Raw genomic sequence first — 21,726 nt, 5'->3', positions numbered from 1 at the left:
AGGGGGAGGGCTCGTGTTTCCCGTGAGCTAGTACACGTCCTGCTGGTAGCGGTGGCTGCGCTCCAGAGCCGCGACCTGCGCCTCGGCGTCGGTGGCGCTGAGGCCCTTCGTGGTCTGGTAGGCTCCCACCACGGCGGCGCGCACGTCCTTGGCCATGGCCTTGGCGTCGCCGCAGACATAGAGATGGGCGCCCCCGTCCAGCCAGGAGACCAACTCCTGCGCGTGCTGGGTGATCCGATCCTGGACGTAGACCTTCTCCGGCTGGTCCCGCGAGAAGGCCACGTCGATCTTGGTGAGCGACCCGTCCTCCAGGGCATCCTGCCACTCGAGCTGGTACAGGAAGTCGTGGGTGAAGTGCCGGTCGCCGAAGAACAGCCACGACCGCCCGGGCGCCTCGACGGCCCGGCGCTCCTGCACGAAGGCGCGGAACGGCGCGACGCCGGTGCCGGGCCCGACCATGATGATGTCGGTGGCCGGATCCTGCGGCAGGCGGAAATGCCGGTTCGGCTTGAGCCGCACCCGCAGCTTGGCGCCGTCGCGGATCCGGTCGGCCACGTGGACCGAGGCGACCCCTGAGCGCGCCCGGCCGTGGGTCTCGTAGCGCACCGCCGCGATGGCGAGGTGGACCTCGTCGCCCACCTCCTTGCGCGAGGAGGCGATCGAGTAGGCCCGCGGCGGCAGCGGCCGGGTGATGGTGCCGATGTGCTCGGCCGTGAGCTTCGCCGGGTAGGTCTCCAGCAGGTCGATCAGGTGCCGGCCCTCGATCCAGGCCTTGGCCTCGCCGCTGTCGATGAGCGTCTGCGCGTCCGCGTGGCCGGTGGCCTTCACGAAGCGCTCGATCGTCGCGGCCGAGAGCGTGGTGATATCCCGCTCGGCGAGCAGCGCCTTGCGGAGGGCCTCGTCGCCCGAGAGCCCGGCGGCGTTGAGGATCTCGTCCACCAGTTGCGGGTCGTTCTCGGGGAAGATCTCCAGCGAATCGCCCGGCTCGTAGGCCGGCGCACCGTCCTCGAAGGCCAGCGCGAGGTGGATCGTCTCCTTGTCGGAGCGCGAGGAGTTGAGGTTCACGTGCTCCACGACCTCGACCACCACGGGCTCGCGGCTCGGCTCCGCGTCGTCGTCCTCACCGGTGCCGGCGCGGGCGAAATCCACCGCCACGACGTTGTCGGACTGCTCCGCCGGGGCGAGCGCCTTCAGCGCGCCCTTGATCCAGTCGGCGGCGGGCTTCTCGAAGTCGAGGTCGAGGTCGGCCCGCTCGGCGGCGCGCTTGGCCCCCAGCGCCTCGAAGCGCGCGTCGAGCGCCTTCCCGATGGCGCAGAATTCCGCGTAGGAGGTGTCGCCGAGCGACAGGACCGCGAACTCGACGCCGTTCAGGCGCGGGGCGCCCTCCCCCATCAGCTCGCCGTAGGCCCGCACCGCCCGGGCCGGCGGCTCGCCCTCGCCCCAGGTGGCCGCGATGGCGATCAGCTTGCCGGCCTTCGGCAGGGTCGCGATGTCGAGGTCGGCGAAGTCGACGACCTTCGGCTTGAAGCCCTGCTTGCGCGCGAGTTTCGCGACGTTGCCGGCAAGCGCCTCGGAATTCCCCGACTCGCTGGCGTAGATCACGGTCAGCGGCGCCGCGGCCTTGGGCGGGGCGGCAGGCACCGCGGCGGGCTGGCCGCCCGCGGCGTCGAGGCCCGCCAGGAAGCCGGCAAGCCAGGCGCGCTGCGTGGGGCTCGCGGCGCCGAGCACCGCGTCGAGGCTGGCGCGCTCGCCGTCCCCGAACGGGGCGGTGCGCGGGAGGAGATTCTGGCGGGACATCACGGGACCATGTCGGGGCCGGCGCGGCCGGTGTCAATCAGGAAACGTTCGTTTTGCAGAACGGGCGGAGTTTAGGACATCACATTCGCTGCGCTGCGGAAAAAGAGAACATCATTCTCCAACCACGGCGAGGACGGGGGCCGTCCCCGGCAGGTGCCGCCCGTTCTTCGGGGGCGCCGGCAGCGGCAGGGCCGTAGTCGATTTCACCTTCTCCATCGCGAAGCGGGAGGTGACGTTCTTGAGCGGCAGCACCGCGATGAGGTGCTTGTAGAAGCTGTCATAGGCCTGCATGTCGGCGACGACGACCCGCAACATGTAGTCCACGTCGCCGGCCATCCGGTAGAACTCGAGCACCTCCGGCATGGCCGAGACGGTTGCGGCGAAGCGCTGCAGCCACTCCTGGGAATGGTCGGCCGTCTCGATGGAGACGAACACGGTCAGCCCGAGGCCGAGCTTCACCGGATCGAGCACCGCCACCCGGCGGTCGATGACCCCGTCGGCCTCCAGCTTCTGGATGCGCTTCCAGCACGGGGTCTGCGACAGGCCCACGCGCTCGCCGATCGCCGCGATGGAGAGCGTGGCGTCCGTCTGCAGCAGGGCGAGAATCTTCAGATCGATCGCGTCCAAAGCTGTCTCCGTGGGCTTGCGCCGCCCGCGAGGCGCGAGCGCATATACGTGTCTACCGGCACCGGTGAGAAGAATCTTTTACCTCGGGCCTAGGCTGCCCGCGCCGGAAGCTGTGCGCAACCGCACGCCGAACCGCCGGTCCGACCCGGTCAAGGGCGCCGGGGCGCCTTGACTTCGTTCGGTATAGCGAACATTTCGACCGTTCGACAACAGGCGCGGCGCTGGCCGTGGCCTTTCCACCACGCGAACCCCGGGACATGGCGCGATGACCCGTCCGGACCGACAGGCGGCCGACTCCCTCGCGGAGCGGCTGTCCGGGCTCGACCTTCCAGGCCGCCTCCACCTGATCGCCGCGGAGATCCCCGGCCGCCTCGTCTTCACGACGAGCCTCGGCGTCGAGGACCAGGCGCTCACCCACGCGCTGGCCATGGCGGGCCTCGCGAAGGGTCGCGTCGAGATCGTCACCCTAGATACCGGCCGCCTCTTCGCCGAGACCTACGACACGTGGACCGAGACCGAGTCGGCCTACGGCATCCGAATCACCGCCTACGCCCCCGAACGCGCGGCCGCCGAGGATTTCGTGCGGAGCGAGGGCATCAACGGCTTCCGGCGCTCGGTGGCGGCCCGTCAGGCCTGCTGCGGCTTCCGCAAGGTCGAGCCGCTGGGCCGCGCGCTCGCCGGCGCGAGCGGCTGGCTCACCGGCCTGCGGGCCGGCCAGTCGGCCAACCGCGCCGCGACGCCGCTCGCCGCCTTCGACGCGGAGCGCGGCCTGATCAAGCTGAACCCGCTGGCCGACTGGTCGCGCGAGCAGGTCGACCGCTTCGTGCGCGACAATTTCGTGCCCTACAACGTCCTGCACGATCGCGGCTTCCCGTCGATCGGCTGCGCCCCCTGCACCCGGGCCGTGAAGCTCGGCGAGCCCGAGCGGGCCGGCCGCTGGTGGTGGGAGCAGGAAGACAAGAAGGAATGCGGCCTGCACGTCGGACGCCCCGGGGCTTCCGTGCAGCCGGGCCAGGAGCCCGCCGTCCTCGAGGCCGCCGCCTTCGAGCCTCCTTTCGAGACTACCCCGAATCAGACAGCCCGCCAGCCGGAGTTCGCCCGATGAGCGCCGCCCTCGCCGCCGCCGTGCCGCCGAGCGCCCCCACGTCCGCACAGACCGCCGACCGCCTCAGCCACCTCAAGCGGCTGGAGGCCGAGGCCATCCACATCTTCCGGGAGACGGTCGCAGAGACCGAGAACCCGGTGATGCTCTACTCGATCGGCAAGGATTCCTCGGTGCTGCTGCACCTCGCCCTCAAGGCCTTCGCGCCCGGGCGGCTGCCGTTCCCGCTGCTCCACGTCGACACCACGTGGAAGTTCCGCGAGATGATCGCCTTCCGCGATGCCCGCGCCAAGGAACTCGGCCTCGACCTGCTGATCCACACCAATCCGGACGGGCTCGCCCGCGGGATCGGGCCGGTGAGCCACGGCTCCGAGGTGCACACCGACGTGATGAAGACGCAGGCCCTGCGGCAGGCGCTCGACAAGCACAAGTTCGACGCGGCCTTCGGCGGCGCCCGCCGCGACGAGGAGGCGAGCCGCGCCAAGGAGCGGATCATCTCGCTCCGGACCGCGCAGCACCGCTGGGACCCGAAGCGCCAGCGTGCCGAGCCCTGGCACCTGTACAATCTCAAGAAGAAGCGCGGCGAATCCCTGCGGGTCTTCCCGCTGTCGAACTGGACCGAGCTCGACATCTGGCTCTACATCGAGCAGGAAAACATTCCGATCGTGCCGCTCTACTTCGCCAAGGAGCGGCCGGTGGTGGAGCGCGACGGTCAGCTCATCATGGTCGACGACGAGCGGCTGCCGCTCGCGCCCGGCGAGACCCCGCAGCAGCGCCTCGTCCGCTTCCGGACGCTCGGCTGCTACCCGCTCACCGGCGCGGTGGAGAGCGACGCGGCCAGCCTTCCCGAGATCATCGGCGAGACTCTGGCGGCGCGCACCTCGGAGCGCCAGGGCCGGGTGATCGACAAGGACGGGGCCGGCGCCATGGAGCGCAAGAAGCAGGAGGGCTATTTCTGATGACGCTCCACCAGGCTCCCACGGCCTTCACCGACCGGGCCTCCGGCTACGCGGCGTTCCTGACCGCCCACCGCAACAAGGCGGTGCTGCGCTTCATCGCCTGCGGCTCGGTGGATGACGGCAAGTCGACCCTGATCGGGCGGCTCCTGCACGACACCAAGCAGATCTTCGACGACCAGATCTCGGCGCTCCAGCGCGACTCGCGCAAGCACGGCACGCAGGGGCAGGAGGTGGATCTGGCGCTGCTGGTGGACGGCCTCCAGGCCGAGCGCGAGCAGGGCATCACCATCGACGTCGCCTACCGGTTCTTCTCCACCGACAAGCGCTCCTTCATCGTGGCCGACACCCCCGGCCACGAGCAGTACACCCGCAACATGGCCACCGGCGCCTCGACGGCGGACGTGGCGGTGATCCTGGTCGATGCGCGCCAGGGCCTGACCCGCCAGACGCGGCGCCACGCGCTGCTCGTGTCGAATCTCGGGATCCGCCGGGTCGTGCTGGCGGTGAACAAGATGGACCTCGCCGGCTGGTCGCAGGGCACCTTCGACGGCATCGTGGCGGGGTTCTCGGACTTTGCCCGCGGGCTGAATTTCTCCGAGGTCAAGGCGATTCCGCTCTCGGCCAAGAACGGCGACAACGTCGTGGAGCCGGGCATCGCGGCGCCCTGGTACACGGGCGGCCCCCTGCTCGGCTACCTCGAGACCGTGCCGGTCCGCGCGGAGGCGCTCAACGCGCCGTTCCGCATGGCGGTGCAGTGGGTCAACCGGCCCAATTCCGAGTTCCGCGGCTACAGCGGCCGGATCGCCAGCGGCCGGGTGCGGCCGGGCGACTCGGTGACGGTCCAGCCCTCCGGCCGGACCTCCACGGTGGCGCGGATCTACACCGCCGACGGCGACCTGCCCGAGGCCGGCGAGGACGAGTCGGTGACCCTCGTGCTCGCCGACCAGATCGACGCCTCCCGCGGTCAGGTGATCGTGTCGACCGACGCGCCGATGCGGGTCACCGAGACCCTCGACGCGCGCCTGTTCTGGGCGGCCGAGACCGATCTGAGCCCGGGGGCCAGCCTGCTCGCCAAGATCGGCACCGCCACGGTCACCGCGACCGTGGAGCGGATCGTCTCGCGGATCGATCCGGAGACCGGCCGGCCCGGCCCGGCCGAGCGCCTGTCGGCGAACGACATCGCCGACGTGAGCCTGCGCCTCGACCGGGCGGTGGCGGTGGATTCCTACGCGGAGAACCGCGAGACCGGCAGCCTGATCCTGATCGACCGCGAGACCACCGACACGGCGGCCCTCGGGCTGGTCCTGGCGCCGCAGGCGGAGCGCGTGAAGGCGCAATCCGCCGCGAAGCCTGCTGAAGGGTCCGGGTTCCTCGCCCGCCTCGGTCGCCTGTTCGGGCGCTGAGGACGGTCGGGCGCACGACGCGCGCCCTCCTTCTCCCATCTGGGTTACGACATTCACACATCGCTAGCTGAGGCGCGCTCTCCTCCCCCTTGTGGGGAGGAGTTGGAGGTGGGGGTGACGCAGAAGGCACCTTTGCGCTCGATCCTGAACCACCCCCAATCCCTGGCCCCTCCCCACAAGGAGGAGGAGAAAAGCGCTCCTATTTTCAGAGCTTTGGTGTCAGTCCCAGACGTGTGAGTCCCCTAGCCCACACGGGAGAGGGGCCGGTCGCGCCCCATCATCAGCTTCAGCGTTCAGCAGCGATGGGTGAACATTGGGGCCGGCACAGGAGCGGAAACGATCGCGCGCCGCGCCCGTGATTGCGCAGCGGACCGCGCCGTCACGCAACCCGATCAGACCAGCCTGAAGCGCAGCTCACCCAGCCCTTCCAGCTCGGACACGACCTCGTCGCCGGGCTTCAGCCACGCCCGGTCCTTGCGCGGGATCTCCTCGCCGAAGATCACCCCCTGCGGCGTGCCCGTGTAGAAGATGTCCCCCGGCCGGATCGTCATCACCTTCGAGGCGAAGCTGATGAGCTGGCGGCAGTTGAAGATCATGTCGTTTGTGCTCCAGTCCTGGCGCACCTGGCCGTTGACCAGCGTCTTGAGCTTGAGGTTGTTCGGGTCCTTCACCCGGTCAGCGGTCACGAGGTAGGGCCCCAGCGGCGCGAACCCGTCCGAGGTCTTCCCGATCATGAACTGCGAGGTCAGCGTCTGGAGGTCCCGGGCGCTGAAATCGTTGCCCGTGCAGTAGCCGGCGAGATAGTCGAGGGCGTCCGCCTCGGACACGTTCCGGCATTCCCGGCCGAACACCAGCACCAGCTCGGTCTCGTAGTCGAATTCCCGCGCCGCCTGGGTCGGCAGCGTGATCGTGCCGCCGTGATGGTTCAGGGCGTTGTTGTACTTGTTGAACAGCGGCGGGTCCTTGGGGATCGGCGTGCCGGTCTCCTCCGCGTGGTGGCGGTAGTTGAAGCCCATCATGATGATCTTCTCGGGCCGGGTGACCACCGGGCCGTAGGCGATGCCGGATTCCTCCAGCATGAAGCGCCCGTCGGGGGCGGCCTCGACCGCGTCGATCAGCGCCCGCAGCGCCGGGCCGCGGCCGTTCTGCAGCAGGTCGTCCATGTCGGCGGGGACCGGTATCCCGAGCGCCCGGCCGGCGGCGGCGACGTCGAGCACGCCGTCCTTCGTCTTCACGCCCAGGCTGTAGGCGTCGCCGCTGCGCATGTTGAGGAGCACCATGTCCCGCGGCATGCCGAACGGCGGGGGAGCCCCGGCCGGCGCGGTCTTGGGCGCGGTCTCGGGCGCCGCCGTCCGCTCCTCGGCGGCCCGGGCCGGCGCCGCCGCGGCGGCGAGCCCCGCGGCCGTGGCGGTCAGGAATTCGCGTCGGTTGCCCATGCTGCCTCTCCTCCGGTCGGCCCGTCTGGTCGCGGGGGTGATCCGGGCGGGAGCCTGCACGGCCGGCGGCGCCGCCGCCAGGACCCGCGGCGGGTGCCGGGTGACGGCTCAGGCCGCCTGTGAAGCGGCGCCGAGCCCCCAGACCTGCGCCAGGAGTCCGTAGGACTCGTGCCGCGCCGCCTGGTCGGGGATGGCCGAGACGATCATCAGCTCGTCGGCCTGCGTGCGCGCCACCATGTCGGCGAGCCGGGCCCGCAGGGTTTCCGGCCCGCCCACGTGCAGGCGGTCGCGGCCGCGCGCGATCTGCATCCGCTCAGCCTCGGAATACGGGTAGGCCAGCGCCTCGGCGAGGCTCGGCAGCGGCCGGTACTCGCCCCGCTCCCGCCGCAGCGTCGCCAGGCGTGCGCTCGCGGCCAGCCGCTCGGCCTCCGCATCCGTGGTGGCGCAGATCGCCGCCACCGCCAGGATCGCGTGGGGCTTCGCGCCGAGCCGCGTCGGCCGGAACCGGTTCCGGTAGTCCAGCATCGGCGGCTCCGCGGGCATCCCGGAGAAGTGCTGCGCGAAGCCGAAGCCGCAGCCGATCTCGGCGGCGAGCCGGGCGCTGTAATCGGAGGAGCCGAGCAGGAAGATCGGCGGCAGCGGCACCCCCGCGGGGCTTGCCTCGATCCGCGCGAAGGGGTGTCCCTCCGGGAAGCCGCCGTCCCAGAACAGCAGCTCCTGCAGGCGGTCGAGGAAGTCATCGCCCTGGCCGCCCTCCCCCGGTGCCTCCCGGCGGCGCAGCGCCCGCGCGGTGAGGCCATCCGTGCCAGGCGCGCGCCCGAGGCCCAGGTCGATCCGGCCCGGGAACAGGGCCTCCAGCACCCGGAAGCGCTCGGCCACCATCAGCGGTGGGTGGTTCGGCAGCATGATCCCGCCGGAACCGACCCGGAGGGTCCGGGTCGCGGCGGCGATCTGGCCGATCATGATCTCGGGCGCCGGGCTCGCCACGTTGGGGAGCGCGTGGTGCTCGGCGAGCCAGTAGCGCCGGTAGCCGAGGCCGTCGACGTGGCGGGCGAGCGCCAGGGTGTCGTGCAGCGCCTGCGCCGGCGTCGAGTCGGCGCTGACGAAGGAGAGGTCGAGGACGGAGAGCGGAGTCATCGTCGGGATCTGGTATCGCCGGTCCCGCAAAGCGAGGGCGGCCGCGCAGGAGAGACCTGCGCGGCGCGCCGGGCGCGAACTTCTGTGGCGCGCCGCACACCGCCTTGCCGGCTCCGCATCCCGGGCCTAGGGTCCGCCGCGCCGCGAAACGAGCGGCGCCCGACCTCGACAATCCGGAGCACCGCACGCCATGGCTCTCCTCGCCGATGTCCTCTCGCGGGTGAAGCCGTCCGCGACCATCGTGATGACCCAGAAGGCCCGGGACCTGAAGGCCTCCGGCGTCGACGTCATCAGCCTGTCGGTGGGCGAGCCCGACTTCGACACGCCCGAGCACATCAAGCAGGCCGCGATCGAGGCGATCCACCGCAACGAGACCCGCTACCCGCCGGTCTCCGGCATCGTGCCGCTGCGCGAGGCGATCGTGCGCAAGTTCAAGCGCGAGAACGGGCTCGACTACAAGGTCTCGCAGACCATCGTGGGCACCGGCGGCAAGCAGGTCCTGTACAACGCCTTCCTGGCCACCCTGAATCCCGGCGACGAGGTGGTCATCCCGCGCCCCTACTGGGTGTCCTACCCGGAGATGGTCGGACTGTGCGGCGGCACTCCGGTCTTCGCCGACACCGACATGGCCCACGGCTTCAAGCTCCAGGCCGAGGAACTCGACCGGGTGCTCACCCCGAAGACCAAGTGGATCGTCCTCAACTCGCCCTCGAACCCGTCGGGCGCCGCCTATTCCCGCGCCGAGATGAAGGCGCTCACCGACGTGCTGCTCCGCTATCCGGACGTGCACATCCTGACCGACGACATCTACGAGCACCTGACCTACGGCGACTTCGAATTCGTCACCCCGGCCCAGGTCGAGCCGCAGCTCCTGGAGCGGACGCTGACCATGAACGGCGTCTCGAAGGGCTACGCCATGACCGGCTGGCGCATCGGCTACGCGGCCGGGCCGGAGAAGCTCATCAAGGCGATGGACTTCGTCCAGGGCCAGCAGACTTCCGGGGCGAGCACGATCGCGCAATGGGCGGCGGTCGCCGCCCTCGACGGCCCGCAGGACCACCTCGCCACGTTCCGCGCGGCCTTCCAGGGCCGGCGCGACCTCGTCGTGTCCATGCTCAACCAGACCAACGGCCTGACCTGCCCGACGCCGGAGGGCGCGTTCTACGTCTACCCGTCCTGCGCGGCGCTGATCGGCAAGAAGACGGAAGGCGGCAAGACGATCGAGACCGACGAGGACTTCGTCATGGAGCTGCTCCAGGCCGAGGGCGTGGCGGCGGTGCACGGCTCGGCCTTCGGGCTCGGCCCGAACCTGCGCATCTCCTACGCGACGTCCAACGCGGTGCTGGAGGAGGCCTGCCGGCGGATCCAGCGGTTCTGCGGCTCGCTGCGGTAAGACTGAGAGCCTGCTTCGGTCATCCGGCGGAGCGTCTCCACGCCTGCGGGATCAAGCGTGCGGAACCAGATCGCCCCGTCAGTCGGCGGGGCCGAGCACGATGGCGAGCATCCGGTTCAAGGCTGTGAGGGTATCGCGTTCAAGCCGGCCGATGCGGGTGCCGCATTTCGCCCGCGGCAGGGCAATGATCTTGTCGACCATGATCTGCGAGGTGCTTCGCAACCCGTTAGCTGGAGTCGGCTCGACGGTAAGCCTGAAAAGCGGTGCCTCGCGCAATGTGCTCGTGACGAGGCAGACGAGGGTGCTGTCGGTCCCAGCCAACCAGTCGGATTGAACGACGATTGCGGGACGCGGCTTGCCGTAGGCTCCCGGCGGCGAGACGGTGACGATGTCACCACGCGTCACTGTTCGGGCCAGTCGAACGCTGATTCGATGAAGTTCAGAGCTTCGGCTTCCTCGGCAGCTCCCTTCAGAAGGGCGGCTTGCCGGGCGGCCTCCTCCTTGAACCCGGACCGCGATGGATCTGGAACCCAGAGGCGCAGCAGCTTCATGCCGTCGCGTCGCGGCGCCCGATGATAGCGGGGGGCATTCGAGGAGCCTGCTCTCGGCCTTATCTGAGTCATCGCGAGGATCCGATCGTGGCGCACTCTAGGCTCCGCCAAGACCGCTGACTACCATGCCCGGATCGCAGTCCGGGTGAGCATCGTCATGTCCACAATCGCCGTGATCGCGCCCGGCGCCATGGGCAGCGCCCTCGGGGCCCGGCTCGCCGAGCGAGGCGCCCGGGTGCTGACCTCCCTCGACGGGCGCGGGGCGGCGAGCCGGGCCCGGGCCGAGGCCGCCGGGATGCTCCATGCCCCGGAGGCCGATCTCGCGGGCGCCGACCTCCTGCTGTCGATCGTGCCGCCCGCCGACGCGGAGGCGTTGGCCCACCGGCTGGCGCCCGCCCTGTCGGCGGCCTCGAGCAAGCCGGTCTATGTCGACGCCAACGCCGTCAGTCCGGAGACCGTGAGGCGCATCGGCGGCATCGTCGCGGCCACCGGCACGCCGTTCCTCGACGGCGCGATCCTCGGCCTGCCGCCGAAGCCCGGCACGACGGGACCCCGCGTCTACGTCTCGGGCCCCGATACCGCCCCGGCGATGGTGCTGCGCGACCTCGGCCTCGACCTGCGCGTCTGCCCCGGCGGCACGGGGGCGGCGTCCAGCCTCAAGATGAGCTATGCCGGCCTCAACAAGGGCCTGACGGCGCTGGCCGCCATCATGATCGGCGCGGCGGAGCGCGCCGGCGCCGGCGACGCGCTGCTGGCCGAACTCGCCGAGAACGAGCCGGCGCTCCTCGCCCGGTTCGCCAGGGCCTTGCCCGACATGGCGCCGAAGGCCTATCGCTGGGCCCCAGAGATGGAGGAGATCGCCGCGTTCCTGGGGCCGGACGCGGCGGGGCGGCAGGTCTTCGCCAGCTATGCGGTGCTTTACCGTCGTCTCGCCGCGGAGGCCGGCGAGGCGGACATCGCCGCGCTGATACGCTTCGCCGCGGTCGCCGCGGAGCGCTGATCGCCGCGGGGTGCGGGGAAACGGCTCCGCCTCGGTTGCCGGCTCGGCTGTCACCCTCTACACGGGCTGTCCCCAGCGGCCGATGCGCCTGAAGGTTTCGCGAGCCCGCTCGGGCCTGCATGGTAGCGGGGTCGGCAGTGACGGGGTGGTCCGGACCAGTTCTCTGGGCCGTTCCTGTGAGGCTCAGTGGGCCGAGTTGCTGCAGGAGTGTCGGGCGCGCGGGGAACAGGAACCGCGGATCCGGCGCATGGCCCACATCAATCTCCTTCCGAGATGGATCGATCCGCCCGCCCGGACCGTGCCCCGACGGGTCGGATGCCCCGTTCCGGGACAGGGCCGGCGGCGGCGGTTGCGGCTTCGTTCACGCTCCCGCGGGATGATGCGGGAAGACCGGGGATCCGGTCCTGCGTAACCGCGTTTTCTCGGGCCTGACGATCATGCGAGCCCTGCTCACCAGCGGCATCAAGGCGATCCTGGCGGTCGCCGCCCTCTCCACCGCGGCGCACTGGGCGCTGCGCGTCCAGCGCGAGGCGGCGCCGGCCGCATCGGTCGCCAGCATCCCCGACCCGGTCGCCACGGGCTCCATCGAGCCGCGCGCGACCGAGCGACCCCTCGCGGCCATCGGCGCGCCCGCATCCGCGATCTCATCCGCGACATCGTCCCCGCCGCGCGCGGTCGCGGCACCCGCAACAGGGCTCGACCAGTCGCATCTCGCCGCGCTGATCGCGGGGGCGACGCCATCGAAGGCGAAGGTCGCGAAGGCGGCGACGAAGACCGCGTCCGCCGAGAAGATTCCCTCCGCCGAGAAGGCCGTGGCCAGGCGCTGAGCCGCGGGCGCGTGACGCAGCCGGCCGGGAGGCCGTGTCGGCTGCATGGTTCCCCTGCGCGGCGACGGATACCGCCCCGGGAGCGAGCGTGGCAGGACTCTCGGCCTCCACCAGGGTTCGGCAGGCATGACTCCGCAGGTCGCGACGTCCGTCACCGATGACATCGCCCCCGCCCGCGCCGCCGCCGAGGCGGATGCCGCCGGACGCCGGCGGCTCGTCGGCATCGCGCTGATGTGCGGGGCGGTCGCGTTCTTCGCGGGCCTCGATGCCAGCGCCAAGACGCTGGCGCGGGCCGGGGTCGACCCGCTGGTCACCACCTTCATGCGCTACGCCGCGAGCGTCGCGATGATCTCGCTGTTCATCAACCCGGTGCGCACGCCGGGCGTGGTGAAGAGCCGGCGGCTGACGCTCCAGATCGTCCGCTCGCTGCTGCTCTTCGCCTCCACGGCCCTGAACTTCCTGGCCCTGCGCTACCTGCAGATGGCCGAGACGATCTCGATCCAGTTCGCCGCCCCGCTCACGGTGGCGCTGCTGGCGGGACCGCTGCTCGGCGAGTGGTCGTCGCGGGCGCGGCTGGCGGCGATCGGCGTCGGCTTCCTCGGCGTGCTGGTTATCGTGCGCCCGGGCCTGGGCGGAATGCACCCGGCCGCCCTGCTCTGCGTCGCCAACGTCGTGGTCTACGCCTTCTACGCGATCATCACGCGCAAGCTCGCGGCCTACGACTCGACCGCCACGACCATGTTCTACACGGGGCTCGCCGGCCTCGGGCTGATGGCGCCGCTCCTGCCCTGGATCTGGGCCGCTCCGGCGAACCTGACCCACTGGGCCCTGCTCCTCGGCGTCGCGCTGTTCGGGACGCTCGGCCACTGGCTTCTGGTGATGGCCCATGCCCGCGCGCCGGCGAACGTGCTGGCGCCGTTCATCTACACGCAGCTGCTCTGGTCCGTGACCTTCGGCTTCCTGCTGTTCGGCGACCTGCCGAGCCGCTGGACCGTGGCGGGCGCCATGATCGTAGTCGGCTCCGGCCTGTACCTCCTGGCGCAGGAGACCATCCGCCGCGAGGCGCGGCCGGCCGCCTGAGGCGACCGGCCCTGCGACTTAGCGGCTCATCCGCTCCCGGCGCTCCATCCGCTCCTCGCGGCGATCCTCGCGGGCCCGGCGGGCCGGATCGGGATCGGTGCCGAGCACGCCGCCGACCGTGCCGGTGGCCGCGCCCACCGCGCCGCCGACGACGCCGCCCACCGGGCCGGCCGCGGCCGTGCCGTCCTCGGCGCCGCGCTGGGCGCCGCGGACCGTGCCCTGGGCCTGCGCGGCCCCCGCGAAGGCGATCGGCGCGAGGGCGAGGGTCGCGATCAGAAGCTTCTTCATGGGTCTACTCCCGGATGTTGATCTGGGTCGGCTCCGCGCCGCCACCGCGTGCGGAGAGTGTGGGTCAACGGTTCAGACGCCGATTGGTCCCATCCGGTTTCACAGGCGCGTGATCCGACAGGGCGGGGATCTCGGGTTGACGGACTGCAACGCGTCCGCGTGCCGGGTGATGCGTAGCGACCACGCCGTCATTCCAAGGGCGCCGCAGGCGAGCCCGGACCCGAAGGGGCATGCCGGAGGCGGGCAATCCAGATCCGCCGACCGTGCCATGCCATCCGCCCGTTGCGGAACTGGATCCCGGGGCCCCGCTTCGCAGGCCCGGATTGACGGGGTCGCCGCTCCTGGGCGGAGCCTCGTCGCGTCGACCCGCGTTCTCAGCCCTGCGTGATCCGCACGGCCGCTGGCCTCGCGCCGGAGCGGCTGGTAGAGAACCGGGCATGCCCGCTTCGCGCGCCCTGCGCGGCTTCGGCCGCCCCATTCGAATTACCGGCCCGGCCTCCGCCTGAGGGCCCGCTTCGGCGCGGCCGCGCGGAGGTCCGGGATCCTCCTGCCGCCTGACCCGATTCCGCCGGCCTTCCCGGCCCGACCGCCGATGCGAGATCCGATGACCGCCCCCGAGACCGCGCCCGCCCGCGACTATTCCAAGACCCTGTTCCTGCCGCAGACCGAGTTCCCGATGCGCGCCGGCCTGCCGGTGCGCGAGCCGCTCTTCATCGAGCGCTGGAAGCAGATGGATCTCTACGGGACGCTGCGCGCCCGCGGCCGGGACCGGCCGAAATTCGTGCTCCACGACGGGCCGCCCTACGCCAACGGCAACATCCACATCGGCACGGCGCTCAACAAGATCCTCAAGGACGTGGTGGTCCGCTCGCAGACCGCCCTCGGCTTCGACGCCAACTACGTGCCGGGCTGGGACTGCCACGGCTTGCCGATCGAGTGGAAGATCGAGGAGCAGTACCGCGCCAAGGGCCGCAACAAGGACGACGTGCCGGTGATCGAGTTCCGGCAGGAATGCCGGACCTTCGCGGCCCAGTGGCTCGACGTGCAGCGCGAGGAGTTCAAGCGGCTCGGCGTCACCGGCGACTGGGACCATCCCTACGCCACCATGGCGTTCCCCGCCGAGGCCGTGATCGCCGACGAGCTGATGAAGTTCTCGATGAGCGGCCAGCTCTACCGCGGCTCGAAGCCCGTCATGTGGTCGGTGGTCGAGAAGACCGCGCTGGCCGAGGCGGAGGTCGAGTACGAGGAGCACGTCAGCGACACGGTGTTCGTTGCCTTCCCGATCCGCTCCGGCGCCGAGGGCGACCTCGCGGCGGCCCGGGTGGTGATCTGGACGACGACGCCCTGGACGATCCCCGGCAACCGCGCCGTCGCGTTCTCCAAGAAGATCGCCTACGGCCTGTACCGGGTGACGGAGGCGCCGGCCGACAACTGGGCGACCCCCGGCCAGACCTACCTGCTCGCCGACAGCCTCGCCGCCACGGTGTTCAAGGCCGCCCGGGTCGAGGCGTTCGAGCGCGTGGGCGACGTGAGCCCGTCGACGCTCGCCGGCCTGACCCTGGACCATCCGCTGGCCAAGCTCGGCTATGCCTTCGCGGTGCCGATGCTCGACGGCGACCACGTCACGGACGAGTCCGGAACCGGCTTCGTCCACACGGCGCCGAGCCACGGCCGCGAGGATTTCGAGCTCTGGATGGCCAGCGGGCGGCTGCTGCGCGAGCGCGGCATCGACGCGACCATCCCCTACACGGTCGACGCCGACGGCGTGCTCACCGAGGCGGCCCCGGGCTTCACCGGCACCCGCGTGCTCACCGCCAAGGGCGAGAAGGGCGACGCCAACAAGGCGGTCATCGCCGCGCTGACGGAGGCCGGGGCGCTGATCGCCCGCGGGGTGCTGCGCCACCAGTACCCGCATTCCTGGCGGTCCAAGAAGCCGGTGATCTTCCGCAACACGCCGCAATGGTTCATCGCCATGGACCGGCCGGTGGATTCGCTCGGCAACCGGACGCTCCGCGAGGTGGCGCTCCAGGGCATCGACGACACCCAGTGGGTGCCGACTCAAGGAAAGAACCGCATCACCGGCATGGTCGCCAACCGGCCGGACTGGGTGGTCTCGCGCCAGCGCGCCTGGGGTGTGCCGATCACCGTGTTCGTCCACCGGGAGACCGCCGAGATCCTGAAGGACGATGCCGTCAACGCCCGCATCCGCGACGCCTTCGCCAGCGAGGGCGCCGACGCGTGGTTCCGGGACGACGCCGCTGAGCGCTTCCTGGCGCCGGACCATGACCCGGCCGCCTACGAGAAGGTCACCGACGTCCTCGACGTCTGGTTCGATTCCGGCTCGACCCACGCCTTCGTGCTGGACGATCCGGAAGCCTTCCCGGGGCTCGCGGGCGTCACGCGCGTCCGCGACGGCGGGAAGGACCGGGTCATGTACCTGGAGGGCTCGGACCAGCACCGCGGCTGGTTCCAGTCCTCGCTGCTCGAATCCGCCGGCACCCGCGGCCGGGCGCCCTACGACATCGTCCTGACCCACGGCTTCGTGCTCGACGGCAAGGGCCTCAAGATGTCGAAGTCGAAGGGCAACGTCGTCGCGCCGCAGAGCGTCATCAAGGATTCGGGTGCCGACATCCTGCGCCTCTGGGTGGCCGCCTCCGACTACACCGACGACCTGCGCATCGGCCCGGAGATCATCAAGACGTTTGCCGAGACCTACCGCAAGCTCAGGAATTCGCTGCGCTGGATGCTGGGCTCCCTGGCGCATCGGGTCGCGGGCGACGACATCGCGTTCAAAGAAATGCCGGAGCTGGAGCGGCTGATCCTGCACCGGCTCGCCGAGCTCGACGGCGAGATCCGCGAGGCCTACGCGGCCTTCGACACCAAGCGGGTGGTGGCGCTGCTCAACGGCTTCATGACCGGCGACCTGTCGTCCTTCTATTTCGACGTGCGCAAGGACGCCCTGTACTGCGATCCGATCTCCTCGGTGCGCCGCCGGGCAGCGCTGCAGGTGATCGACGAGTCCTTCCGGCGCGTCGCGATCTGGCTCGCCCCGGTCCTGGCCTTCACGGCCGAGGAGGCGTGGCTCGACCGCTACCCGTCCGAGGACGGCTCGGTGCATCTCCAGACCCTGCCGGAGACCCCGGCCGCGTGGCTCGACGCTGCCCTCGCGGAGCGCTGGCAGAAGATCCGGCGGGTGCGGCGGGTGGTCACCGGCGCCCTGGAGATCGAGCGCGCGGCCAAGCGGATCGGCGCGAGCCTGGAGGCGGCGCCGACGGTCTACGTGGCCGATCCGGAGCTGCTCGCCGCGCTCGAGGGCTGCGACTTCGCCGATACCTGCATCACCTCGGACATCACGGTGGCGGCGGGCGAGGGCCCGGCCGACGCCTTCCGCCTCGACGAGGTCCGCGGCGTCGCCGTGGTGCCGAGCCCGGCCCAGGGCCGCAAATGCGCCCGCTCCTGGCGGGTCAGCACGAGCGTGGGCAGCGATCCGGACTTTCCGGACGTGACCCCCCGCGACGCCCAGGCGCTCCGTGAGTGGGACGCGGCGCATCCGGAGGCGAGCGCGGCGTGATCATACCCGCGACAGCGCCCTCCCCCCTCTGCGGGGGAGGGTGGCCCCCGAAGGCGGTCGGGTCGGGCCGAAGTCCCGCAAGGGGGGAGCGCGGCTTCCGGATGCGGCGTGACCGTCATGAAGGCCGCTGCCTTCTTCTGCACCGCTGCTCCCCTCTCCCCCCCTGCTTCGCAGGGTACCCTCCCCCGCAGAGGGGGGAGGGAGAGGCGCGCGCGCGACAGCGCTTCTTCGGTCAGCGCTCATGACCCCCTTCCGTGCCGGCCTCCTGGCCCTCCTCCTCACCCTGATCCTCGATCAGGCCTCGAAGCTCGGCCTGTATCTCGGCACCGACCTCGTGCTGACGCAGCCCTGGCGGCTGGCGCCCTTCGCCGACCTCGTGGTGGTCTGGAACAGGGGCGTATCCTACGGCCTGTTCCAGCAGGAGGGCGGTTTCGGGCGCTGGTTCCTCGTGATCCTGTCGCTCGCCGCCGCCCTCGGCCTCGGGATCTGGATGCGCCGGGCGGGCTCGCGGCTTCTCGCGGTGGCGCTGGGCCTCATCGTCGGCGGTGCGCTCGGCAACGCCATCGACCGGGCCGCCTACGGCGCGGTGTTCGACTTCGTCCACCTGCATGCCGGCCGCTGGTCCTGGTACGTGTTCAACGTGGCCGACGCGGCGATCGTGGCGGGCGTGATCGGCCTGATCCTCGACAGCCTGTCCCCGGCCGGACGGCGGCCGCAGAAGGAGCCCGCCGCGGGCGACCCCGCGCCGCGCCGGTGATCCGCGCAACACACAGGTCCATCTGCACCACCGCCCTGGCGCAACGTGGTCAAGGCGCCATACGATCGCCGGAAACCGGCCTCAGGCCGGGACCCGTCGGATCAGGCCGCGCCGCGGCCGTCCCCGAGCCGGACCTCCCGGCCGGAACCCGTGAGGCAGCATGACCGGGCATCGCAGGCTTCGTCCCCTCCTTTCCGCCGCGGTCGTCCTGGCGTCCGTCGGCGCAGGCGGTGCCCGGGCGCAGGAGCGCGGCGAGTTCATGCGCGACGCGCTCTCGGGCATCGGCCTCCTGGAGAAGCGCCAGGATCCGATCGACTATCATGAGCGCCCGCCGCTGGTGATGCCGCCCAAGCTCGACGGCAAGGTCCTGCCGCAGCCCCGGGCCCGCTCCACCAGCACGGCCTGGCCGAAGGACCCGGAGATCGTCGAGCGCGAGCGCGCCGCCGCCGAGCGCCGCCGCCCGTCGGGCAATCAGGCCCGCGGCCGCTACGACGACAACAACGCCACCCTCTCGGTGGACGAGATCCGGGGCGGCCGTCGCGCCGGGGCGAGCCTGACCACCGAGGCCGAGCGCAAGCCCGGCGACAACACCCGCGACGACAGCCTGCTCAGCGCCTTCGACCTGCTCAAGGGCAAGAGCGCCAATGCCGAGCCCTCCGACGTCGAGCCGAACCGCGACGTCCTGACGGATCCGCCCACCGGATACCGCCAGTCGCCGAAGAAGCTGGCCCGCCCGTCGTCGAGCGATCCGATCAACAACGCCAGCCGCGAGCGCGAGGAAGCCGATCCCGGGGCCTATCTCCGGCAGCGCGCCCAGTAGTAGCGAGGTCGCCGTGTCGCCGTTGCAACGGCGACTCGGCGTGGCAACATGTGACGTTCGACCCGGTACGGCTCTTGCCGCCCGGAGATCAGGACGGTCCCGATTCGCGCGTGCGTCCCGACGTGAGACGCCGGGTCCGGGGCCGGCAGAAGGAAAGCGGAATGCACCTGTTCAGGAAGGCGACGCCCCACCTCTTCCCGCTGCGTCCGGGCTCGTCCTTCGGCGGCAGCGCCGGCCGGGGCGAGGCCGCGCCGTTCGGGCGTTCCGAGGCGGGCGGCCCGGAAGTGACGGCCTTCACCCTCGACAACGGCCTCGACGTGGTCGTCGTCCCCGACCACCGGGCGCCCGTCGCCACCCACATGATCTGGTACCGCAACGGCTCGGCGGATGATCCGCTCGGACAGTCGGGCATCGCCCACTTCCTCGAGCACCTGATGTTCAAGGGGACCGAGACGCACCCGGTCGGCGCCTTCTCGAAGGCGGTGTCGGGCCTGGGCGGCCAGGAGAACGCCTTCACCAGCTACGACTACACCGCCTATTTCCAGCGGGTCGCCCGGGACCACCTCGGCACGATGATGGAATTCGAGGCCGACCGCATGAGCGGCCTCGTCCTCGACGACGCCGTCGTTGCGCCGGAGCGCGACGTGGTGCTGGAGGAGCGCCGCATGCGGGTCGAGACCGACCCCTCCGCCCAGCTCTCCGAGGCGATGGCCGCCGCCCTGTTCGTGCATCATCCCTACGGGATCCCGATCATCGGCTGGATGCACGAGATCGAGGGTCTGAACCGCGAGCACGCGCTGGCCTACTACAAGCGCTTCTACACGCCGGAGAACGCCATCCTGGTGGTGGCCGGCGACGTGACCCCCGACGAGGTCCGGCGCCTCGCCGAGACCACCTACGGCCGCGTTGCGCCGCAGGGTGCCCGGCCGGAGCGCCTGCGGGCGCGGGAGCCGGAGCCGAAGGCCCTGCGCCGCGTCGCCGTCGCCGACCCGAAGGTCGAGCAGCCGACCCTGCAGCGGCTCTACCTCACCCCCTCCTGCATCACCGCCCGGAACGGCGGCTGCCACGATCTGGAACTCCTCGCCGAGGTGCTGGGCGGCGGCTCGACCTCCTACCTCTACCGGAAGCTGGTCATGGAGACCGGCCTCGCGGTGAATGCCGGCGCCTGGTACATGGGCTCGGCGATCGACGACACCCGCTTCTCCGTCTACGCGGTCCCCGCCGAGGGCGTACCCCTGGAGAAGCTGGAGGAGGCCGTCGACAAGGTGCTGCGCCGCGCCCCCGCGGAGGCCCTCGACGCGGAGGCGATCGAGCGCGCCAAGACCCGCCTGGTGGCCGAGACCGTCTACTCCTCCGACAGCCAGTCGTCGCTCGCCCGCATCTACGGCTCGGCGCTGGCGATCGGCGAGACCATCGAGGAGGTCCGCCGCTGGCCGACCGACATCGAGACGGTCACGCAGGACCGCCTCAAGAGCGCCGCCGAGCACTGGCTGACGCCGGCCCGCTCGGTCACCGGCTACCTGACGAAGGCGCAGGATCCCGACGCCCCGGTCGCGATGGCCGCCGAGTAGCGACGGCCGCGTCCCGGCGGCCCTGCCCTGGGCCGCCTGCGGGACGCGTCGAAGCGAGCCCTGTCCGGCTCCGCCGCCGCCCGAGAGAAGAGATGAGGTTCCCATGAGCTTGACCGAGACACTGGTCGAGACCACCGCCCCCGCCGCCAATTCGCCGACCACGGCGCTGCCGGTGTCGACCGCTCCCGGCGTCGAGGCGTGGCACGTCGAATCCCCCGTCGTGCCGATGATCGCCCTGGCCTTCACCTTCGAGGGCGGTGCCGCGCAGGATCCCGCCGGTAAGTCCGGCTGCGCGCAGATGCTGGCGCGGCTCCTCGACGAAGGGGCGGGCGACCTCACCTCCGACCTGTTCCAGGAGCGGCTCGCCGCCCGGGCGATCGAGCTGTCGTTCCACGCCGGGCCCGACGCCGTTGGCGGCTCGCTCAAGATGCTGGTCAAGCACGCTGACGAGGCGATCGGGCTCCTCGCCCTGGCGCTCGCCAAGCCCCGCCTCGACCCGGACGCGATCGAGCGGGTCCGGGGCCAGGTCATCGCCGGCCTGCGCTATCAGCAGAACGATCCGGGCGTGCTCGCCTCCCGCCGCTTCTTCAAGGAGGCCTTCGCCGGCCATCCCTACGCCCGCCCCTCCTCCGGCACGGTCGAGAGCGTCGCGGCGATCACCCGGGACGACCTGCTGGCGATGCATGCCCGCATCATCGGCCGCGGCCGGGTGAAGGTGGCGGCGGTCGGCGCGATCGGCGCCGAGCAGCTCGCCGAGGGTCTGAACCGCGCCTTCGGGACCCTCCCGGAGGCCGGGGAGCTGAAGGCGGTGCCGCGCACCGAGGTGCACGACCTCGGCCGCCGCGTCGTCGTCGATCTCGACGTGCCCCAGTCGGTGATCCGGTTCGGCATGGCCGGCGTGCCCTGGCGCGACCCCGACTTCATCCCCGCCTACGTGCTGAACCACATCCTGGGCGGCGGCGCCTTCACGTCCCGCCTGTTCCAGGAGGTGCGCGAGAAGCGCGGCCTCGCCTATTCGGTGGGAACGTCGCTGGTCAGCCACCGCTCGGCCGCGATGACCTGGGGCTACACCGCCACCAAGAACGAGCGCGTCGGCGAGGCGCTGTCGGTCATCGGCGACGAGATCGACCGGCTGATCGCCGACGGGCCGGACGACGACGAGCTGCAGAAGGCCAAGGACTACCTGACCGGCTCCTACGCGCTCGGCTTCGACACCTCGACCAAGATCGCCCACCAGCTGGTGCAGATCGCCTTCGAGGAACTCGGCATGGACTACATCGCCCGCCGCAACGCGATGGTGGCGGCCGTGACCCAGGCCGATATCCGCCGCGCCGCCGCCCGCACCTTCGCGGACGGCCGGATGCTGGTGGTCGCTGCGGGTCGTCCGGTCGGGCTGTGAGCAGCACT

General features: G+C 71.3%; 19 protein-coding genes. 12 read left to right on the top strand and 7 right to left on the bottom strand.

The features are described from left to right. Positions 1-27 precede the first annotated feature (27 nt). Positions 28-1,797: a diflavin oxidoreductase gene (locus MMSR116_RS22635; protein ID WP_010686223.1), complete on the bottom strand. Its 1,770-nt coding sequence runs from the start codon at positions 1,795-1,797 to the stop codon at positions 28-30. A gap of 111 nt (positions 1,798-1,908) precedes the next feature. After that, complete coding sequence (locus tag MMSR116_RS22630; RefSeq protein ID WP_010686224.1) at positions 1,909-2,424, bottom strand: Lrp/AsnC family transcriptional regulator; 516 nt, start codon at positions 2,422-2,424, stop codon at positions 1,909-1,911. Positions 2,425-2,689: 265 nt separating this feature from the next. Between MMSR116_RS22630 and MMSR116_RS22625 the strand changes: the two genes are divergently transcribed. The 3 genes from MMSR116_RS22625 to cysN are packed head-to-tail and all read left to right on the top strand — an operon-like array spanning position 2,690 to position 5,888. Further along, entirely contained in the window at positions 2,690-3,529 is an 840-nt protein-coding gene (locus MMSR116_RS22625) for a phosphoadenylyl-sulfate reductase (RefSeq protein ID WP_010686225.1), read from the top strand. After that, on the top strand, positions 3,526-4,485 hold the full coding sequence (gene cysD / locus MMSR116_RS22620; protein WP_010686226.1) for a sulfate adenylyltransferase subunit CysD: 960 nt from the start codon (positions 3,526-3,528) through the stop codon (positions 4,483-4,485). Before MMSR116_RS22625 ends, cysD begins: the two co-directional genes overlap by 4 nt. Then, on the top strand, positions 4,485-5,888 hold the full coding sequence (gene cysN / locus MMSR116_RS22615) for a sulfate adenylyltransferase subunit CysN (RefSeq protein WP_010686227.1): 1,404 nt from the start codon (positions 4,485-4,487) through the stop codon (positions 5,886-5,888). Before cysD ends, cysN begins: the two co-directional genes overlap by 1 nt. Positions 5,889-6,280: 392 nt before the next feature. Here cysN and MMSR116_RS22610 read toward each other — a convergent pair whose 3' ends face one another. Together MMSR116_RS22610 and MMSR116_RS22605 are read right to left on the bottom strand one after the other, a co-directional pair. Beyond that, entirely contained in the window at positions 6,281-7,324 is a 1,044-nt protein-coding gene (locus MMSR116_RS22610; protein ID WP_010686228.1) for a fumarylacetoacetate hydrolase family protein, read from the bottom strand. Between the two features lie 108 nt (positions 7,325-7,432). Continuing rightward, positions 7,433-8,461 (bottom strand): LLM class flavin-dependent oxidoreductase, encoded by a 1,029-nt coding sequence (locus tag MMSR116_RS22605; RefSeq protein WP_010686229.1) that lies wholly within the window; start codon positions 8,459-8,461, stop codon positions 7,433-7,435. Between the two features lie 190 nt (positions 8,462-8,651). Here MMSR116_RS22605 and MMSR116_RS22600 point away from each other — a divergent pair, with 190 nt between their 5' ends. Continuing rightward, on the top strand, positions 8,652-9,854 hold the full coding sequence (locus tag MMSR116_RS22600) for a pyridoxal phosphate-dependent aminotransferase (RefSeq protein WP_010686230.1): 1,203 nt from the start codon (positions 8,652-8,654) through the stop codon (positions 9,852-9,854). 78 nt (positions 9,855-9,932) lie between these two features. On the opposite strand, the gene MMSR116_RS22595 is transcribed toward MMSR116_RS22600, so the two are convergent. Both MMSR116_RS22595 and MMSR116_RS22590 read right to left on the bottom strand, forming a co-directional pair. After that, positions 9,933-10,259 (bottom strand): type II toxin-antitoxin system PemK/MazF family toxin, encoded by a 327-nt coding sequence (locus MMSR116_RS22595; RefSeq protein ID WP_010686231.1) that lies wholly within the window; start codon positions 10,257-10,259, stop codon positions 9,933-9,935. Beyond that, positions 10,256-10,477, bottom strand: coding sequence for an antitoxin MazE-like protein (locus MMSR116_RS22590; protein ID WP_010686232.1), 222 nt, complete (start codon positions 10,475-10,477; stop codon positions 10,256-10,258). Before MMSR116_RS22590 ends, MMSR116_RS22595 begins: the two co-directional genes overlap by 4 nt. Positions 10,478-10,562: 85 nt before the next feature. On the opposite strand from MMSR116_RS22590, the gene MMSR116_RS22585 reads away from it, so the two are divergent. The 3 genes from MMSR116_RS22585 (at position 10,563) to MMSR116_RS22575 (ending at position 13,312) form a co-directional block, all read left to right on the top strand. Continuing rightward, on the top strand, positions 10,563-11,405 hold the full coding sequence (locus MMSR116_RS22585; RefSeq protein ID WP_010686233.1) for an NAD(P)-dependent oxidoreductase: 843 nt from the start codon (positions 10,563-10,565) through the stop codon (positions 11,403-11,405). 437 nt (positions 11,406-11,842) lie between these two features. Beyond that, positions 11,843-12,232, top strand: a complete 390-nt coding sequence (locus tag MMSR116_RS22580) for a hypothetical protein (RefSeq protein WP_010686234.1) — start codon at positions 11,843-11,845, stop codon at positions 12,230-12,232. A 126-nt stretch (positions 12,233-12,358) separates the two neighbouring features. Then, positions 12,359-13,312, top strand: coding sequence for a DMT family transporter (locus MMSR116_RS22575; RefSeq protein ID WP_010686235.1), 954 nt, complete (start codon positions 12,359-12,361; stop codon positions 13,310-13,312). 18 nt (positions 13,313-13,330) lie between these two features. On the opposite strand, the gene MMSR116_RS22570 is transcribed toward MMSR116_RS22575, so the two are convergent. Beyond that, positions 13,331-13,600 (bottom strand): hypothetical protein, encoded by a 270-nt coding sequence (locus tag MMSR116_RS22570; protein ID WP_010686236.1) that lies wholly within the window; start codon positions 13,598-13,600, stop codon positions 13,331-13,333. Positions 13,601-14,204: 604 nt separating this feature from the next. Between MMSR116_RS22570 and ileS the strand changes: the two genes are divergently transcribed. The 5 genes from ileS to MMSR116_RS22545 all read left to right on the top strand — a co-directional run bounded on the left by ileS (position 14,205) and on the right by MMSR116_RS22545 (position 21,718). Continuing rightward, positions 14,205-17,171 (top strand): isoleucine--tRNA ligase, encoded by a 2,967-nt coding sequence (gene ileS, locus MMSR116_RS22565; RefSeq protein WP_085988059.1) that lies wholly within the window; start codon positions 14,205-14,207, stop codon positions 17,169-17,171. A 241-nt stretch (positions 17,172-17,412) separates the two neighbouring features. Next, complete coding sequence (gene lspA, locus MMSR116_RS22560; RefSeq protein WP_010686238.1) at positions 17,413-17,928, top strand: signal peptidase II; 516 nt, start codon at positions 17,413-17,415, stop codon at positions 17,926-17,928. A gap of 160 nt (positions 17,929-18,088) precedes the next feature. Continuing rightward, positions 18,089-18,748, top strand: coding sequence for a hypothetical protein (locus MMSR116_RS22555; RefSeq protein ID WP_010686239.1), 660 nt, complete (start codon positions 18,089-18,091; stop codon positions 18,746-18,748). A 161-nt stretch (positions 18,749-18,909) separates the two neighbouring features. Further along, a complete protein-coding gene (locus MMSR116_RS22550; RefSeq protein ID WP_010686240.1) occupies positions 18,910-20,319 on the top strand; it encodes a M16 family metallopeptidase in 1,410 nt (469 codons plus the stop codon). 103 nt (positions 20,320-20,422) lie between these two features. After that, positions 20,423-21,718 carry a M16 family metallopeptidase gene (locus MMSR116_RS22545; protein WP_010686241.1) on the top strand — a complete coding sequence of 432 codons (1,296 nt, stop codon included), beginning with the start codon at positions 20,423-20,425 and terminating at the stop codon, positions 21,716-21,718. Positions 21,719-21,726: the final 8 nt, after the last annotated feature.

This window comes from Methylobacterium mesophilicum SR1.6/6, from assembly GCF_000364445.2.
Taxonomy (GTDB): Bacteria; Pseudomonadota; Alphaproteobacteria; order Rhizobiales; family Beijerinckiaceae; genus Methylobacterium; species Methylobacterium mesophilicum_A.
The sequence above is the reverse complement of the archived record's forward strand: the minus strand, read 5'-3'. Positions and strand labels throughout refer to the sequence as shown.

What these genes read in the sequence shown, in the direction of transcription:
- MMSR116_RS22545 (WP_010686241.1), top strand. Translation starts at nt 20,423, where the DNA reads ATGAGCTTGACCGAGACACTGGTCGAGACCACCGCCCCCGCCGCCAAT.
- MMSR116_RS22605 (WP_010686229.1), bottom strand. Translation starts at nt 8,461, where the DNA reads ATGACTCCGCTCTCCGTCCTCGACCTCTCCTTCGTCAGCGCCGACTCG.
- MMSR116_RS22575 (WP_010686235.1), top strand. Translation starts at nt 12,359, where the DNA reads ATGACTCCGCAGGTCGCGACGTCCGTCACCGATGACATCGCCCCCGCC.
- MMSR116_RS22570 (WP_010686236.1), bottom strand. Translation starts at nt 13,600, where the DNA reads ATGAAGAAGCTTCTGATCGCGACCCTCGCCCTCGCGCCGATCGCCTTC.
- MMSR116_RS22550 (WP_010686240.1), top strand. Translation starts at nt 18,910, where the DNA reads ATGCACCTGTTCAGGAAGGCGACGCCCCACCTCTTCCCGCTGCGTCCG.
- cysN (WP_010686227.1), top strand. Translation starts at nt 4,485, where the DNA reads ATGACGCTCCACCAGGCTCCCACGGCCTTCACCGACCGGGCCTCCGGC.
- ileS (WP_085988059.1), top strand. Translation starts at nt 14,205, where the DNA reads ATGACCGCCCCCGAGACCGCGCCCGCCCGCGACTATTCCAAGACCCTG.
- MMSR116_RS22555 (WP_010686239.1), top strand. Translation starts at nt 18,089, where the DNA reads ATGACCGGGCATCGCAGGCTTCGTCCCCTCCTTTCCGCCGCGGTCGTC.
- MMSR116_RS22625 (WP_010686225.1), top strand. Translation starts at nt 2,690, where the DNA reads ATGACCCGTCCGGACCGACAGGCGGCCGACTCCCTCGCGGAGCGGCTG.
- MMSR116_RS22635 (WP_010686223.1), bottom strand. Translation starts at nt 1,797, where the DNA reads ATGTCCCGCCAGAATCTCCTCCCGCGCACCGCCCCGTTCGGGGACGGC.
- MMSR116_RS22600 (WP_010686230.1), top strand. Translation starts at nt 8,652, where the DNA reads ATGGCTCTCCTCGCCGATGTCCTCTCGCGGGTGAAGCCGTCCGCGACC.
- MMSR116_RS22610 (WP_010686228.1), bottom strand. Translation starts at nt 7,324, where the DNA reads ATGGGCAACCGACGCGAATTCCTGACCGCCACGGCCGCGGGGCTCGCC.
- MMSR116_RS22590 (WP_010686232.1), bottom strand. Translation starts at nt 10,477, where the DNA reads ATGACTCAGATAAGGCCGAGAGCAGGCTCCTCGAATGCCCCCCGCTAT.
- MMSR116_RS22580 (WP_010686234.1), top strand. Translation starts at nt 11,843, where the DNA reads ATGCGAGCCCTGCTCACCAGCGGCATCAAGGCGATCCTGGCGGTCGCC.
- MMSR116_RS22585 (WP_010686233.1), top strand. Translation starts at nt 10,563, where the DNA reads ATGTCCACAATCGCCGTGATCGCGCCCGGCGCCATGGGCAGCGCCCTC.
- cysD (WP_010686226.1), top strand. Translation starts at nt 3,526, where the DNA reads ATGAGCGCCGCCCTCGCCGCCGCCGTGCCGCCGAGCGCCCCCACGTCC.
- lspA (WP_010686238.1), top strand. Translation starts at nt 17,413, where the DNA reads ATGACCCCCTTCCGTGCCGGCCTCCTGGCCCTCCTCCTCACCCTGATC.